Here is a 16,208-nt window from a genome sequence, read left to right on the forward strand (position 1 = left end):
ACTGGTATAAGATATTATTTTTGTGCGCGAGACACGTATTCGCCAGAGCGCGTATCTACACGGATAACTTCACCTGTTTGAACAAACAGAGGAACACGTACCACCGCACCGGTAGTAAGCGTTGCTGGCTTACCGCCTGTGCCCGCTGTATCACCTTTTAGGCCAGGATCGGTTTCTGTGATTTCTAGCTCAACAAAGTTTGGCGGCGTTACTGTGATAGGTGACCCATTCCACAGCGTGATAGTACAAACGTCGTTTTCTACTAGCCACTTCTTATTCTCACCTACCGCTTTTTCATCCGCTGCGATTTGTTCGAATGTATCGTTGTTCATAAAGTGGTAGAATTCGCCGTCGGTGTAAAGGTAGGCAAGCTCCGTATCCATTACGTCAGCGCCTTCTACCGATTCACCTGAGCGGAAAGTTTTTTCTAAAACTTTACCTGAAATAAGCTTGCGGATTTTAACGCGGTTAAACGCTTGGCCCTTACCCGGCTTTACGTATTCGTTTTCTAAAATGTTGCAAGGTTCGCCGTCCAGCATGATTTTCAGGCCGCCTTTGAACTCGTTAGTGCTGTAATAAGCCATAATTCCTCTGTCTAAACATAAGGTACAAAAAGTTTCGTGGAACAAATAATACCTAAAAAAGCGATTTCTGTAGAGCATAACTGGCAAAAAGAATTAGCCCTTAGCTTTACCGACCCAGTAAAGCTATTACAACACTTAGGTTTAGACCCAGAAAAATATGCCCAGCACATCAAAGCTCGTCGACTTTTTCCTATGCGTGTTCCGCGTCACTTCGCTGATTTAATGGAAAAAGGAAACCCTAGCGACCCTTTGTTTTTGCAAGTGATGCCGCTAAACGACGAGTTCTTGACCTCGCCAGGCTACAGCGAAGATCCGCTAGAAGAGCATGACACTGCGGGTAAGGGTATTTTGCACAAATATGATTCTCGCGTGTTGTTAATGGTTCGAACTGGATGCGCTGTGAACTGCCGTTACTGTTTCCGCCGCCACTTCCCTTACGCCGACAATGCAGTAAGTAAGCACCAATGGGTTGAGGTTCTCGATTACCTTCGCAGCAACAGTAATATCAACGAAGTAATCTTTTCTGGTGGCGATCCGCTTATGGCAAAAGATGAGCACTTGGCATGGCTAGCCAACGAAATAGCGACAATCAACCACATAAAACGCTTGCGTATTCACAGCCGTTTACCTGTAGTGCTACCAGAAAGAATTAGCGAGGAATTCATTAAATGGTTTACCGCGCTACCACTGCAAAAAGTGTTAGTGCTGCATGCAAACCATGCCAATGAAATGTCAGATTCACTCAAAAAGGGCTTGAATACACTGCGGAAAAACGGGGTAACGTTACTTAATCAATCTGTATTATTGAAAGGGGTCAACGACTCTGGCGACGCGATTAGTGATTTAAGCGAAGCGCTTTTTGATGCAGGCGTGTTGCCATACTACCTTCACGTGCTCGACAAGGTGCAAGGCGCGAGTCACTTCTATGTAAGCGATGACGATGGCCGCAATATTATGGAAGAAGCGATAAAGCGTCTGCCGGGTTTCTTAGTGCCAAAACTGGTAAGAGAAATTGGCGGTCAACCCGGCAAAACGCCTATCGACTTACATTTGCATCCGTAACTTACGCGTAGGTATCGATGTTGGCGCCTAACGCGGGGTTTGAAGATGACGCTTTTGGTACGTCAGCGGCTGATTCCAGCAGCTGAAGCGACGCTTTACCCTCTTGCTCTTGCTGGCTTTTTGCCAACTTAAGAGAGGCCAACTCAAGTGACGCACCGGACGCTCCAGAGGCACTAGTACCTTGTAGATCCATACCATTTTCCTTTGTTGCTTGTAGCAAAGTAAAAAAATGGGCAAAATTGCCCACCCTTACGACATGTTGGGTATTTAGCAATCAGTGGCGTTAGTAAACCTTAACTGGCTTTATTAACTACCGCTGCAAATACAACAACACTTTTTAGGTTATCGACCTTAAAAGATTAAACTTTAACCATTATTTACCGTAAGGCATTATCATGGCTTTAACTAAGGTCATGGGTAGCGTTCAGCTACAGCGAACGTACTTCAAGATGTACACTTACGACACAAAGAAACAAAAGGCGTAACCATGCAACAAAGCCAAGAGATGCAGGCTGTCCATCAACAACTTCAGGAAACACTTCAAACGCTACACCGCAAAGCCGTTGATGCCGACCAAATTTTAGATAATTTGCAGCGCGATCAAAAAGGCAAATTTGCAGCTGTGTTTGCGGATGACAGCGGGTTTACCACGTCAGCTAAACGCTTCGGTCCTTATGTACAAGAAATCGCGAATGACTGGCAATCGATCAAAGAACTCAATGACGATGAAGCTAAACAGGCATTAGCGCCACTCGTGAAAAAAATAGAGCTAGCTCTGGTGACTATCGCTCAATTTCAACAGTCGCTTTCAAAGAACTAAACATAGCACATCAAAAAAAAAGAAAGCCCGCTTTAACAGCGGGCTTTTTTTCAAATATTCATCATTTTATACCATTAATCCGCATAGATAATTTATCGTTGATAAAGGGGCAGCAAATTAATTCTGCGCTTTATTTCTTCTACCTCTTTAAGATAAGCAATGCTGTCTACCCTTTCATACTGTTCTATGAAAGCTTGCTTACTCAACCCTTCTGGAAACCCCTCAATAGCAGGAATTATTTCTAATTCGCTTTGAATCCGCGCCATCGCATTTTGCACATCGACAGCGGTGCTAATCTCGGTTGCCACCTGCGCAAACTCATTACCTGACATATCTGCTGCCAAATCAACAAAACTATAACCTGACCCGCCATTGCCGCGGTCCATAAGCTCTTTGAACTCCCCAATAGCTAACGACATACCTTCTTCAGACAGAAGTTCTAACGCCGCTGAAATAATAAAGTGTCGGGCTAAGTCATTACGGTTGTGAAGTACTGCGCCTCTGCGCGGCTTTAACGCTTTTTCAGCGTTGGGCTGTATATCTCCCACCAAGGTTCCAACGCGATGATGCCCTACGTAAACAGCAAGCGCTAAAATAACCGCTTTGTTGTGTAGTACCGCATCTTGAGGTGTTTCACTTTGCTCTCGCGCTCTCGCCATTCCCTCACGTAAATATTCAATAAGAGAGACAGGTTCGGTTGAGAGCGCGATTTCTCTTCCAGAAAGATAGCGCAAATAGTAGGCGGACAAGCGCTGAAGTTCGCTTTCCTCGTCAACTGACATATTCGATGCCACTACGTTTAACTCGGTCAACAGAGCATCTAATCGCCCCACATCTAGGGTAAGCTCACCGCTTTTCATAGTAACCCTTTCAACACGCGATAACGCGATTGTAGCGATTTCCGAATCGGTATAAGAATTAACGGTACGTTCAAGGAAGCGAAGTAGATAGCGACCCGGTATTGTCAAATCGCCGATTTTTACCTGTTCAATACGCAAACTGTTGCCCGGCAGTACGAGCGCCGAGGCATTCACAAAATAGCCCGTATCCTGAATGGCGTAGGTTAGGTTAATAGTCCCTCCGATAGGGCTAATATTTACCACACCTTTAAAGTCAGGCAACGCACGCTGTAGAACGCCGACTAGACTCTCGACCTGAGTTTCAGTTAGCGTTACCTGATGGCCTTCCTCGCGCCGCGAAAACGCCCGCTGAAGCTGACCTAATAATTCGTTCACACTGTCAGCGCCATCAAGTTGCGTCGTCGCAGTTGATGCCACCAGCGGCGCCTTTTGAACCGCCATAATGGCAACCGCTGTTGCACCCGCGAGAAGCAGGAGGAGAATAACGGCAATGATAATAAAAAGCCATTTTACGCTACGCAAAATCATGATACTGCTGCTTTACCCGTGAAATTATTTAGATAAGCCCTAGTCAAGGCACTGTTTATACTATGTTATCTATTCGCCCGCCACTACGACGTGAGCTTAAGTGGCCTGACAAGTCATAGAGCTTGGTTAGCAATGCGTTAGCGGCCAAATTCCCTTTTTACCCATTCATTTAAGCTAGTGTATTTAACGGTAGCGCTTGTAAAGTCGTGGTGCTTTGATAAAGCAGTTGGGACTACCACACAAGCTAAGCCCGCAGAGACTGCCGCATTCATCCCCGTCTGCGTATCTTCAATAGCAACGCACTCGCTTGGCGACTTGTTTAATTTAGCCATAGCGAGTTCATAGCAGTCAGGAGCAGGTTTGCTATTTTCTACATCTTCCACAGCGACCACACAAGATACATAGCCGCCTAACTCATATTGCGACAGCGTCTTTTCGACAGACTTCTTGCTTCCTCCTGTTACGATGCCGATGGTATAGCCATTTTTGAAGCACGTACTAAGGGTTTCTTTAGCAAAAGGCATGAGGGGAAATGCTTGCCTATCTAAGTAGTCGCTAATACTCTTGTGCTTTTTATCAGCTAACACGGCAGGCGCAACGTCGAGTTGAAAGTGCTCCACCAAATCAACTGCGTTTTGCTTAACAGGGATACCTGCCATTACTTCGCAATAAAAATCTTCACTAAGTTCCACTCTATACTCATGCAAAATGTCCTTCCACAGGTCGTAATGTACGGTCTCCGAATCAATAAGTGTACCGTCGTGATCAAAAAGAAGCGTTGTGGTTTCGTTACCAACTGCCCGATGTAGTGATGATGAAGTAACTGGGTACAATGTCAAAATAATCCTCCTTGCTAATGAATTTGCGCTATTTTCGAAACCTTATTTGAGGGGAAGCAGGTACTGGGCCAATTGGAAATTTGATGGCTTCAAGCTACCCTGAATTCATAGTGCGTTTTCTTCTCGTCTCGCCATCGTTTCGCTGTGATACACTATTCACACTTCAATATTATCAATATCTTAAAGTGGAGCTATCAAAGTGCTTTACCACATCTTGGGTTTTGCGAGTGCTGCGCTATTTTTACTTACGTGGTTAGGGCTGTGGTCACAAATAAAAGCCATTGCACGAAGCCAAATTGTGGTCGATAATGACGCTAATCACAGTCTTTCCCTTAACCAATTTGGTTCTAGCTACTTCGCGTTTTTTTCAATTTTCTTGTTTGGTATCTCTGTTGAGCCTTTCAACCACTATCTCGTGTGGACGCGTTTTGGTGCGCTTATCCTTACACTCATCATTATTTGGAAAATTTGGGAGCACAGGCGTACACGCATTTGTGCCGCTGTTACCGCGCTTGCATTGTTTGCACTTATTGGCGGTACACTATCAATCGCATTTCGCCCCTTTCCGGCGTTGGCACAATTAGGAGCGAATACCCTGATGCTTGCGGTCACCGTTGTTCTGTTTCAAGGCTCACTGCATCAATGGTTGGTTTTACAACGACGACAAAAAGTAGGCTCGCTGTCACTCTCGCTTTTCAAGAATATTCTTATTAAAGACGTTAGCACTTTGTTGTTTGGTCTAACAATGCCACTGAGCCAAAGCTGGCCGCTACTTATCTTAAATGGAACAAGTGTTATTATGCGCGGAAGTATCTTATTGAAGATGTACAAATTAAAACGCCAAGCACTCCCTTTATCAGGATAGTGTCTTGGCGTTTCACTTTTGCTTTATTGCTAGCTAGGCTTTATCTGCAAGTTACGGAAGGCATATGCTAGAGCGGCTTATTACAGCACCACTTCTGCCATATTTCCTTTGCTTTCCAGCCAAATTTTTCGGTCACCAGAACGCTTCTTGGCAAGCAGCATATCCATCAACTCCATCATTTCTTCTGCATCTTCAATGGTAAGCTGAACGAGACGGCGCGTGTTAGGGTCCATTGTCGTTTCACGAAGCTGTAACGGGTTCATCTCGCCCAAGCCTTTAAAACGCTGCACGTTCACTTTACCGCGCTTTTTCTCAGCTTCAATACGATCCAAGATGCCCTGTTTTTCACCTTCATCTAGCGCGTAGTAAACGTCTTTGCCCACGTCTATTCTAAATAGTGGCGGCATAGCAACATACACGTGCCCTGCATCAACCAAAGTTCTAAAATGACGTACAAAAAGCGCACAAAGCAAGGTCGCAATGTGTAGCCCATCGGAGTCAGCATCCGCTAGTATACAAATTTTACCGTAGCGTAAACCCGACAAATCGGTTGAGTCAGGGTCAATGCCCAATGCCACCGAAATGTCGTGAATCTCCTGAGATGCCAATACCTGAGAGGAGTCGACTTCCCAGCTGTTCAATATTTTTCCACGCAGCGGCATAATTGCCTGAAACTCTCTGTCACGAGCCTGTTTGGCCGAGCCACCCGCCGAGTCCCCTTCCACTAAGAAAAGTTCAGAGTAAGAGATGTCTTGCGAAGAGCAATCGGTAAGCTTTCCGGGTAAAGCTGGGCCTTGCGTTACTTTTTTGCGGGCTACTTTTTTGGTTTGGCGCAGACGTCGTTGTGCATTGTTGATACACATATCAGCAAGCGCTTCAGCAATTTCTGTGTGCTGGTTTAGCCAAAGGCTGAAGGCGTCTTTCACCACACCCGATACAAACGCGCTGGCTTGGCGCGAAGATAGGCGTTCTTTGGTTTGCCCGGCAAACTGTGGGTCCTGCATTTTGGTTGATAGAATGTAGGCGCAGCGATCCCAGATGTCGTCGGGAGATAACTTAACACCACGGGGCATGAGGTTTCTGAATTCACAAAACTCCCGCATTGATTCTAATAATCCCTGTCGAAGACCATTAACGTGCGTACCGCCTTGCGCAGTGGGGATAAGGTTCACATAGCTTTCTGTCACCAAATCGCCGCCCTCGGGCAACCACATTACCGCCCAATCTGCCGCTTCTGTGTTACCGCTAAACGTGCCGACAAAAGGTGCATCAGACGGCAGTGTCTCAAACTCTTCTACCGCTTGGTATAAATAGTCTTTTAACCCGTCTTCGTAATACCACTCTTGGCTTTCTTTCGAAATTTTATTGTCAAAACGAATACGAAGACCAGGGCTAAGAACCGCTTTTGCACGTAAATTATGAATTAAGCGGCTAACAGAGAACTTGGCTGAGTCGAAATACTGGGGATCGGGCCAAAAGTGAACCCGGGTTCCCGTATTTCGCTTGCCACAGGTATCAATAACCTGCAAATCTTCTACTTTATCGCCGCTTTCAAACGCAATTTGATATACATTACTATCGCGTCTGATAGTCACTTCAACGCGCGTTGAAAGCGCATTTACAACCGAGATACCCACCCCGTGCAAACCACCAGAAAACGCATAGTTTTTATTTGAAAACTTACCACCTGCATGAAGCTTACAGAGAATAAGCTCTACGCCCGATATTCCCTCTTCAGGGTGGATATCTACAGGCATACCGCGACCGTCATCAATAACTTCTAACGATTGGTCTTCATGCAAAATAACTTTAATGTTAGACGCATGTCCGGCTAACGCTTCATCCACACTGTTATCGATGACTTCCTGACCTAAATGATTCGGTCGGGTGGTGTCGGTATACATACCAGGGCGGCGCTTTACGGGGTCAAGGCCGTTTAAAACCTCGATAGCATCTGAATTGTATTGATTTGACATAGTTATGGTTATTATTTAAGCCAGCGACGAAAAGGAAGTAAACAGCACTGGTATTAACCACAGTACTGCACTGTGTTTGTTTGATGTTAGCAGGGCTCGATGAGCCTGGCAATGCGCTTAGTTTAGCAAAAATTGAGCGATAGCAGGTAAGTGATTTTCGTAGCCTACAAAGCTGTGGTCACCGCCTTGCTCAATGACAAGCTGGCTTTGCGCATACTTTTCTTCAGCAAGACGATAATCAAGAGTTTCATCCTCTGTTTGAAGCAATACTTTGTAGCGCTCTGGCGCGCTCAGTGACGAGGCTTCCAACGCTTTTATCACGTCCATATCACTCGCGACGATTTCAAATTTTTCTTTACTGTATGGGTTTTCATGTTCGCCAATAAAGCTTTGCAGTAATTCATAAGGACGAACAGCCGGGTTTATCAATACCGCTTTGCCACCAAACTTCTCTAACAAAAATGTAGAGAGGTAACCGCCCATGGAACTGCCTATCAGTTTAAGCCCATCTTCTAAGAGGGCGGGAGTACTTTCAATAAGCGCAAGAAGTTGGCTTTCAACCTTGCTTGGAAAGTTAGATAGCTCTGGAATATGCAATGTGACATCAGAATGATGCTTTTCGAAATAAGCTTTCGTGGCCTGCGCTTTAATTGATTTTGGGGAACTCAAAAAGCCGTGAAGGTATAAAATATGCTGCATTGTTGTCTCTTATTTTTCAACCCGTTTAACCGTAACATTCACTGCACCATCATCGCAAAGCTCTATCACCTGATAACCCGGTGCCTCGTCGCTTACACCAAATTCTACCTGCATCTTCCACTGCCAACATGTAGAGGGACTGCCGTAAGAAGGGATATTGTCTGAACCTATTGTTTGGCGTAACGGCGAATGTACATGGCCATGAATTAACGCTTTAATTTGTGAATATTGCTCAGATAGTGCCACAACTTTAGACGCATTATCCAAATAGTGCTTATCCATCCAACTATTTGACGGAAGCACATGGTGATGCAATGCAACAAGATGGTTATTCCTAGGGGCACTCACTAACGCTTGTTCAAGCGCACAAACGTCCTCACTTTTTAATTCTCCTGCCGCTGTATAAATATCACTTGATGAGCGAGTATCCAGGCCGTGAATATGCCAGCGCTGGCAAACTATCGGTTTATCGCTTTTAAGCGTCCGCTCACTCAACACCGCTTCAAAATGTGGATTGTTGTCGTGATTACCCGCCAGTACATACCATTCTATATCTGCATCCACTAAGTAGTGGTCCATTAGCGCAGCAAAGTGCCGATAGCTTTCTAAAGAGTTGTCACCGCTAATGTCGCCAGTAACGAGCATGATTACTTTACGCTCGTTATCTCGTAGAGGCTGACTGACATTCCCATCATCCATACTTCGTTTGATATAAGGACTTACCGCATTTTGAAGCACACGCGCTAGCGAGTGATACGGTGCAATGCCTGCATAACCTGCTTTTTCTTTATCTTTAAGTAAGTGGCAATCACTTAACTGTAAAAGGGTAATCACGCTTCAGAAGTAACGTTTGATGCATGCTGCAAACAAAAATTTAGCCATTCTGCCAAGAAGATATTAACCATGTGCTTTTCGTTGCGCTGACGCATTTTTAAATTTGGATAATCATAAGATGGCTCGAGTGCACCTGTATTTTGGCTGTTTATAACCTCAGCCATACGCGCATCGTGATATAAGCGCACCGTCATGCTGGGCGTTAGGTATGACGGCATATCTTTGGTGGTCTGCTTAATGCTTATCGTACTGGTATAACGAGCAGAATCGACAATGCGAATTTCATAAGACAGACCAACCCCTACCGAAAATTCGTAGCTCAAATCTTCCGTATCGCAGTCAGGCAGAATCCTCAGAACATACGAGTAATTCAGTTCGCAAAGCGCCTGCATAGACGGAAGATTAGGTACATACTTTCGTTGATTGCGTTGAGTCACGATGTCTGCCATTGCTCCAGTAGTTGAGTTTTGTGCATGAAAAACCATTGTAGCGCAATTATTGCCGCCGCGTTGTCAATATGGCCATTTTCCAACCATTCAAGGGCGGTATTCTCTTTAACCCGATGCACCTTAATATCTTCAGACTCGGTATCCAAGCCATGGATACCGTGCGCTTTCGCCGCGTTCGTTTTCGCTATAAAAATATGTAATCTTTCTGTCGTGCCACCAGGACTGGATAAATAGCTGAGCGCTTTAGTGAGGTTATCAAGCTCAATGCCTGCTTCTTCCATTGACTCTCTATGGCACACATTTTCGGGCGTTTCCCCTTCATCTATCATGCCTGCGATAATTTCTATCAGCCAAGGACTTGAAGATGTGGCCAACGCCCCAATCCTTACCTGCTCGATCAGTACGAACTCTTGGAGAATGGGATCGTAAGGTAGTACCCCCACTGCATGACCGCGCTCAAAAATTTCGCGGGTGACGGTGTCGCTCCATTCTCCATTGAAGCACTTGTGTTTAAATTGATATTGATTCATCGTAAAGAAACCACGATACACTGGCTTAATATCGGTGATTTCTACATCATTTGAGGTAAATGAAAGGAATTCCTTGCTCATTTGCTGACACTTATGGTTCAAATAGATTTATCATACATAGTACATTTACACACCAACCATGTATATGCGTTGTAAATGCAATATTTAGGTGTGATCGAATAGCAGAAAAGTCATATTACAAGTCGTCTATTACTATAATAATTGCGTGGGTAGATCACATATTCTGTTACAGTTAAACGAATACTGTTACGAGTTTGTACTTTCGGTTTGTGGTTGAATTTTCATACACTTGGTTTTAATTAGTCGTCTTAACGAAAACACGACGACGCAACTTGAACACAACAGGAAGACGTAAGCATGAAACGAACACTTCTGTCGCTGGTTATCGGAGTATCGATGACAACTAGTGCCTTGGCCGATGACCTAATGCGGGTATATCAACAAGCACTGGCGAACGATCCATTGGTAAACCAAGCGAAAGCGCAACGTGATGCTGCGTTTGAAGGAATTAGTCTTAGCCGTGCAAGCCTGCTCCCCCAAATTTCAGGCTCGGTGGGTTATACCCATGCCGAATCTGAGCGTTTTCAACAGCTAGGTCCAGATACAATTTTCACTACCGACACCACGGTAGACACTAAGGACTATGGCATTTCGCTATCTATGTCACTATACGACCATGCAAACTGGCTAAACTTAGACCGTGCTGAGAAGGTTGCGGAGCAAAGTGACGCTCAGCTTGCCGCAAGCATGCAGGACGTTATTGTAAGAACAGTAACGGCATATTTTGACGTGCTTCGCGCTCGCGATAACGTAGAGTTTGTTGGCTCTGAGAAACGTGCTATCGAGCGTCAATTAGAACAAACTCGTCAGCGCTTTGAAGTTGGTTTAACCGCGATTACTGACGTACACGAAGCACAGGCTAATTTTGATAGAACTGTGGCGCAGGAAATACAGGCTAAAAACGAACTTGAATTTGCTCTTGAGGCACTGCGGGTTATTACTGGTAAGTACCACGATAACTTATATGGCCTTAACAAAGAGAATTTCTCAGCAACCATGCCGGTGCCTGAAACCGTAGAAAGCTGGTTAGAAACCGCTGAAGATAAAAATTTAGCGTTACTTGTTGACCGTTTAGCCATGGACATTGCGAAAGAAGACATTGCAATTGCGCGTTCAGGGCACTTGCCGACGCTGTCTTTATCGGGTAGATACGGTCGCTCAAAAGACGAAGTTGAAGGGGAATTTATTAACGATGCGGGTCAGAGCGCGCCTGTCGCATATGACACGCCTTATCTAGACAGCCAGTCGATAGGTGTTACGCTGAACGTGCCAATTTATCAAGGCGGCAGCGTAAGTGCTCAAACGCAGCGGGCCAAATATAATTACGTTGCGCAAAGCCAAGCTACCGAGCAAACCTATCGTCAAACAGTACAATCTGTTCGCAGCTCGTTTAATAATGTGAAAGCGTCTATCTCAACTATTCGCGCTTTAGAACAATCTGTGGTTTCCGCTGATAGTGCACTTAAAGCCACAGAAGCAGGCTTTGATGTAGGCACACGCACTATTGTTGACGTATTGGACAGCACCCGTAACTTGTTTGACGCACGCCGTAACCTTGCGGGCGCTCGCTACGACTTTATTCAGTCAGTGATTACGCTTAAGCAAGCGGCAGGTACATTGACAGGTGAAGATGTGGCGATGGTTAACCGCGGTCTTAAACCGGTACAAACCGATAGCAATGGATAAAAAATTAGGGTACTAACAAAGCCTTAATGACGATGTAAAGGGTAGCGATGGGCTGCCCTTTTTTATGCGCGTTAATTTCTTAGTCAAATTAGGCTCTTGGTCAAATTAGTCTCTGAGTCAAATTGACTCTTAAACAAAAGCGTTATTTTAGCGATGTGAACTTTTGTAGAGCACCCAACAGCTCGCGGTATTCATGGCAAAGTGCCTGAGCGTTTTGTTTGCTTAAAATGGGTGTAGATAAACGGGTAGACACAGCGCGTAATTTTGCTTGCAATAAACGTAATTCATCATCCATGATTGTGCCCCTTATTTTCACCTACGTTTTTAATGACTATTTTTTATTACATGCACAGGTAACGGTTTTAAAATGCGCGTGTTGCCCCAACATTTATGTCGCATTAAATGTGCAAACTGCAACTTTAGTATAACGCCAAACGGGCTTACAGCAAGCCCGTTGGTTTAGTGATTTTTCCTTGAGTGATAAATAAAAATGCAAGCCTCTGAACTTCAAAATAAATTTGAACGGATCCGCGCCAATAAATGGTTCGAAGCCTTTGTTATAAGCGTTATTGTAATTTCCGCCCTGCTTGTAGGTGCAAAAACCTATGAACTTCCCTCGGCAATGGCTTCGGTAACCTTGTTTCTAGATTGGTTTATCAGCGCTTTCTTTTTAACTGAACTCACCATTCGCTTTTTAGCCGAAAAGCGTAAGCGCTACTTTTTCAAAAGCTTTTGGAACTGGTTTGATACGCTAATCGTTATTATAAGTTTGATACCCGCAGATGATACGGAGCTTGCGTTGATAGCACGCTTAGTGCGTGTCTTCCGTGTGCTGCGTATGATTTCAATCATCCCAGAGCTACGGATTTTATTGGTTTCACTGGTTAAAGCATTGCCTCAGCTAGGCTATGTGATGCTGTTAATGTTTATTATCTTCTACATATACGCCGCAGTGGGCAGCACGCTATTTGAGAACATTAACCCAGTGCTGTGGGGAGACATTACCATCTCGATGCTTACACTCTTTAGGATCATGACCTTCGAAGATTGGACAGATGTTATGTATGAAACCCAAGAAGTATATTCGCTGAGTTGGATTTTCTATCTCACGTTTATCTTCTTCACGGCGTTCGCCTTTCTAAACATGGTGATTGGCATTGTGGTAAACGTAATGGAAAGAGAAAATGAAAAAGCGCGGGCAGAAAAAGAAGCGGCATTGCTAGAAGAGCAAATTGCCCAAGGGCATGTAGAGCCAACACTGCACGATGTAATGAAAGAGCTGCGCGAGCTTAAAATGCAATTGTCGGCGCAGCATTCAAAGCGCGATTAGTTAAGGGCTCTGCGAAAACGGGCGCACTGTAGCATGTCAATCTATACTGCCTTAGCCTTCCTTAAAGAGACAAGCAACACGTGACATCACATTTAACAAAGGCCACGAATGTGGCCTTTGTTTTTTTACGAGTAATGTGAAGAGGAAACCAACCGCTTCGCTCTTCTAAAAGCTTTTAAAGCCCGTGTTGCTGTTTAATATTCTCCGCTCTTTGCTTTGCTGCTTCGGATGAAAATTCTCTGCTTGCTAGACGACGCTTCGCTAATGCCTTTTTATCGAGCGCAAGTAACAAGTCTACATGGTTCAAATAAACCTCATCGCTTGCGATAGGACCTGCGGAAACTTGCTCATAAAGCGCTAACGCTGCCTCTTTATCACCTTTAGCAATATAGATTTGCGCCAATGTATCTACAGCATCTGCGTTTTCACGCTGTAATGACACGGCTTTTTTCGCGAGCTCCTCAGCCCGTTTTAATTCGCCATCTTCAAAAGCTAAATACGCTAAGTTATTCAATACCACAAAGTTGTCCGGTGTTTTGGACAACACCTGTTCATAGGTATCTATGGCCGCCTTTCGGTCTGAGCGAATTTGACGCTCAGCCAGCAGCATGGCGCTTTGCACATCATTATTGTGAGCACCAACATGTTTCTCTAAAAAGCTAAACGCCTGCTCTTTCTTACCAGACATTTCCAGTGCAGCCACTAAAAGCAGCGCATTGTCTGAATTTGCCGTTGCGTCATAGGCCGCTTTAGCGTGTTCTACTGCTTGCTCTGGCGCTTTCTCGATAAGATGCAAACGCGCAATAATGCCTCTCACAAATGGCAATGCTTTTACATCATCGGTCGTGCTATTGATAATATCCCAAGCTGGTTTTGCCTGACCTAGACGACTATGGAAATACGCTTTCAACAGCGTTAATTGTGCATCGGGTCGCTTCGCAAGCACTTTATCGGTAAGGGCTAAGCCTTGCTTAAATTGCTTCTGTGAATCAACAATTAATAGTTTACCTAGAACCGCGTTTTTGTCTTGTGGGTAAAAGGACAGCCAGCGGTCAAAAAAGGCCGTTGCCTCTTTTACATTATTCGTCGCTATAAGCGTTTGGCCTTTTAAGTTCCAAAAAACCTGAGGTGACGATTCGTCACCCTCTACATCCGCTAACAGTGACACTGTGTTATCAAGCTGACCGTTTATCGAGTACATTCTTGCCAGTAGCAGCCTTAACTTAAGATTGCTCTTGTTCTTGCTAAATTGTGTTTGCGTGTGGGCGATAACCGCTTTGCCATCCCCCACTTCCGCTGCCAATGCAAACCATAACGCCAATGCCTGAACATCTGCGGGGTTCTTATCAATAAAAGCGCGAATAAACGCAATAGCATTTTCTTTTTTCCCCTCGGCTACAAGAAGATTAGCGCGTGAGTACGTCACCTCGTTACCCGCGTCGCTTAAACCACTTGCTTTATCGAGGTACTGGGCAGCCTCTTGATAAGCGCCCTCTGCAGTAGCAATGTTACCGAGATAGATAAGCGGGGCCGCCGTCTCTGGCGACTGCTCATGCCATTCTTTTGCGGCAACCTTTGCTTTATCTAGCTGATTCGTTGCAATATAAGCCCGCAGCAAGGTCGCTTGTGATGTCACTGACTCTGGTGCTTTCTCTACAGCCTCTTCAAGGTTCACCAAGCCGTCAATATCGTTCAGTGATAATTGAAGCACGCCAAGACGAGATAAATCTTCAGCAGTAGCGCTGACTGCTTCAGACTTTTCTACCATTTGTTTAGCGCCCACCACATTACCGTCTTTCAGCAACTGGTAGCTGGCTTTTGAGAACAATGCAGCGTCAATACCCTGCTCACCTTCTACCCGAGCCAAAACTTCTAGCGCTTCGTCATTCTCACCAAGCTGAAGCATACTATCTGCCAGCATGCGAAGGCCGGGGTGGTTATCTGGTAAACTTGATGCAACCATGGTCAAGTGTCGCTGAGCAGCCTCGAAGTCTTGAATTTGATAAGCACTAAAACCGGCCACTAGGCGAACAACTTGATCGCTTCTACCGTTTTGTACAGCAATCTCTAAATGTTCTAATGCTTTAGCATAATTTTCATTAGCCGACTCGATAATGCCTTTAAAAGTGTTAAGCAATGGGTGGTTTTCGTTAAGGATCAGCAAGTCATTTACAATAGGCGCTGCTTTTTCTAAATCTCTAATCTCTATTAACAACGCGGCATAGGCGAACTTGCTGGTCACGTCATCTGGAAACTGACTAACATAAACACCGTAAACTTCGGCTGCTTTTTCAGGCTCACCGTTTTGAAGATATATCTTGGCGAGCTGCTGAAGCACATCTTTATTTGTTGGCGCTTGTTCGCGCAAGGCCTCAGTGGCAGCTAAGGCGCCTTCCATATCGTTATCTAAAACGAAGACGTAGCTATCAATAAGCCCTTTGTATACTGAGCTGGTATCCAAGGTAGACAAATCGGCAAGGAGTGTCTGCGCTTCCTCTGTTTTACCTAGCTGCATTAGCGCCTGAAGCTTATAAAACCCCACTTCCGCTGACTCCACCGCTGTCATGCCTTCTGCTCGGTAGTCCACCTCAGAAAGGGCGTTCTCTGCCCCCGACTGTTGATACGCGACAGAAAGAAGCGGAATGACCTGACTCACTGGGTGCCCCAGGTCCATTGCCTTGTTAAGCTCTTTCTCTGCCGCAGCAAAATTATTTTGCTGCAAATACAGCTTACCTAGTTCGAAGCGCGGCTCGGCAGCATTAGGCACTTTTTGAATGGCGTTTTTGTATTCAACGACCGCCGCGTCAAGTTGCTGTTGAGAGGCGTAATTTCTTGCGTCAGCCAGATGGCTCTCCATAGACTTTTCACTACAGCCTGACAAAAGTGCACTGGATAGCATTACTGCTAACGTTGTGCGTTTAATTAATTTATTTGTTTTATACTTTGTCATTGTAATTCCTTGCCCTTCCTCAAATTTTTATTGTCACACCGCTGCACTATTGTAAAAAAGGTCCATCACACTGCTTATTATTTCATCTAATTTGTGCAATTTCGTGGCAACCTGT

The 16,208-nt window shown here is 45.0% G+C and carries 16 protein-coding genes; 5 read left to right on the top strand and 11 right to left on the bottom strand.

Going from position 1 to position 16,208, the window contains the following annotated elements; all coding sequences use genetic code 11:
- Nucleotides 1-14: 14 nt before the first annotated feature.
- Complete coding sequence (gene efp / locus GVO62_RS12830) at nt 15-584, bottom strand: elongation factor P (protein ID WP_159119582.1); 570 nt, start codon at nt 582-584, stop codon at nt 15-17.
- Between the two features lie 36 nt (nt 585-620).
- Between efp and epmB the strand changes: the two genes are divergently transcribed.
- Entirely contained in the window at nt 621-1,646 is a 1,026-nt protein-coding gene (gene epmB / locus GVO62_RS12835; RefSeq protein WP_159119583.1) for an EF-P beta-lysylation protein EpmB, read from the top strand.
- Nucleotide 1,647: 1 nt separating this feature from the next.
- Here epmB and GVO62_RS12840 read toward each other — a convergent pair whose 3' ends face one another.
- A complete protein-coding gene (locus GVO62_RS12840) occupies nt 1,648-1,839 on the bottom strand; it encodes a hypothetical protein (RefSeq protein WP_105930787.1) in 192 nt (63 codons plus the stop codon).
- Nucleotides 1,840-2,133: 294 nt separating this feature from the next.
- Here GVO62_RS12840 and GVO62_RS12845 point away from each other — a divergent pair, with 294 nt between their 5' ends.
- Entirely contained in the window at nt 2,134-2,466 is a 333-nt protein-coding gene (locus GVO62_RS12845) for a hypothetical protein (RefSeq protein ID WP_159119584.1), read from the top strand.
- Between the two features lie 92 nt (nt 2,467-2,558).
- Here GVO62_RS12845 and GVO62_RS12850 read toward each other — a convergent pair whose 3' ends face one another.
- Together GVO62_RS12850 and GVO62_RS12855 are read right to left on the bottom strand one after the other, a co-directional pair.
- Nucleotides 2,559-3,854: a hypothetical protein gene (locus GVO62_RS12850; protein WP_159119585.1), complete on the bottom strand. Its 1,296-nt coding sequence runs from the start codon at nt 3,852-3,854 to the stop codon at nt 2,559-2,561.
- Nucleotides 3,855-3,991: 137 nt separating this feature from the next.
- Entirely contained in the window at nt 3,992-4,693 is a 702-nt protein-coding gene (locus GVO62_RS12855) for an HAD family hydrolase (RefSeq protein ID WP_159119586.1), read from the bottom strand.
- A gap of 199 nt (nt 4,694-4,892) precedes the next feature.
- Here GVO62_RS12855 and GVO62_RS12860 point away from each other — a divergent pair, with 199 nt between their 5' ends.
- Nucleotides 4,893-5,558, top strand: coding sequence for a hypothetical protein (locus GVO62_RS12860; RefSeq protein ID WP_159119587.1), 666 nt, complete (start codon nt 4,893-4,895; stop codon nt 5,556-5,558).
- Nucleotides 5,559-5,638: 80 nt separating this feature from the next.
- Here GVO62_RS12860 and parE read toward each other — a convergent pair whose 3' ends face one another.
- From parE to nudF, 5 genes are all read right to left on the bottom strand, one after another.
- Nucleotides 5,639-7,534, bottom strand: a complete 1,896-nt coding sequence (gene parE / locus GVO62_RS12865) for a DNA topoisomerase IV subunit B (protein ID WP_159119588.1) — start codon at nt 7,532-7,534, stop codon at nt 5,639-5,641.
- Between the two features lie 117 nt (nt 7,535-7,651).
- Nucleotides 7,652-8,233 carry a YqiA/YcfP family alpha/beta fold hydrolase gene (locus GVO62_RS12870; protein WP_159119589.1) on the bottom strand — a complete coding sequence of 194 codons (582 nt, stop codon included), beginning with the start codon at nt 8,231-8,233 and terminating at the stop codon, nt 7,652-7,654.
- Nucleotides 8,234-8,242: 9 nt separating this feature from the next.
- Nucleotides 8,243-9,067, bottom strand: coding sequence for a metallophosphoesterase family protein (locus tag GVO62_RS12875; RefSeq protein ID WP_159119590.1), 825 nt, complete (start codon nt 9,065-9,067; stop codon nt 8,243-8,245).
- Entirely contained in the window at nt 9,064-9,504 is a 441-nt protein-coding gene (locus GVO62_RS12880) for a DUF1249 domain-containing protein (RefSeq protein ID WP_159119591.1), read from the bottom strand. The genes GVO62_RS12875 and GVO62_RS12880 overlap by 4 nt, the downstream gene beginning before the upstream one ends.
- Nucleotides 9,501-10,127: an ADP-ribose diphosphatase gene (gene nudF / locus GVO62_RS12885; RefSeq protein ID WP_159119592.1), complete on the bottom strand. Its 627-nt coding sequence runs from the start codon at nt 10,125-10,127 to the stop codon at nt 9,501-9,503. Before nudF ends, GVO62_RS12880 begins: the two co-directional genes overlap by 4 nt.
- 297 nt (nt 10,128-10,424) lie before the next feature.
- On the opposite strand from nudF, the gene tolC reads away from it, so the two are divergent.
- Nucleotides 10,425-11,813 (top strand): outer membrane channel protein TolC, encoded by a 1,389-nt coding sequence (tolC, locus tag GVO62_RS12890; protein WP_159119593.1) that lies wholly within the window; start codon nt 10,425-10,427, stop codon nt 11,811-11,813.
- 142 nt (nt 11,814-11,955) lie between these two features.
- Here the strand turns inward: tolC and GVO62_RS19360 are convergent, their stop codons facing one another.
- Entirely contained in the window at nt 11,956-12,108 is a 153-nt protein-coding gene (locus GVO62_RS19360; protein ID WP_167390637.1) for a hypothetical protein, read from the bottom strand.
- A 195-nt stretch (nt 12,109-12,303) separates the two neighbouring features.
- Between GVO62_RS19360 and GVO62_RS12895 the strand changes: the two genes are divergently transcribed.
- A complete protein-coding gene (locus GVO62_RS12895; protein WP_159119594.1) occupies nt 12,304-13,143 on the top strand; it encodes an ion transporter in 840 nt (279 codons plus the stop codon).
- 175 nt (nt 13,144-13,318) lie between these two features.
- Here the strand turns inward: GVO62_RS12895 and prsT are convergent, their stop codons facing one another.
- The gene (gene prsT / locus GVO62_RS12900) at nt 13,319-16,093 is read right to left on the bottom strand and encodes an XrtA/PEP-CTERM system TPR-repeat protein PrsT (protein ID WP_159119595.1); all 2,775 of its coding nucleotides are present in this window, start codon (nt 16,091-16,093) and stop codon (nt 13,319-13,321) included.
- Nucleotides 16,094-16,208: the final 115 nt, after the last annotated feature.

Source organism: Alteromonas sp. KUL150, assembly GCF_009811475.1.
Lineage (GTDB): Bacteria > Pseudomonadota > Gammaproteobacteria > Enterobacterales > Alteromonadaceae > Alteromonas > Alteromonas gracilis.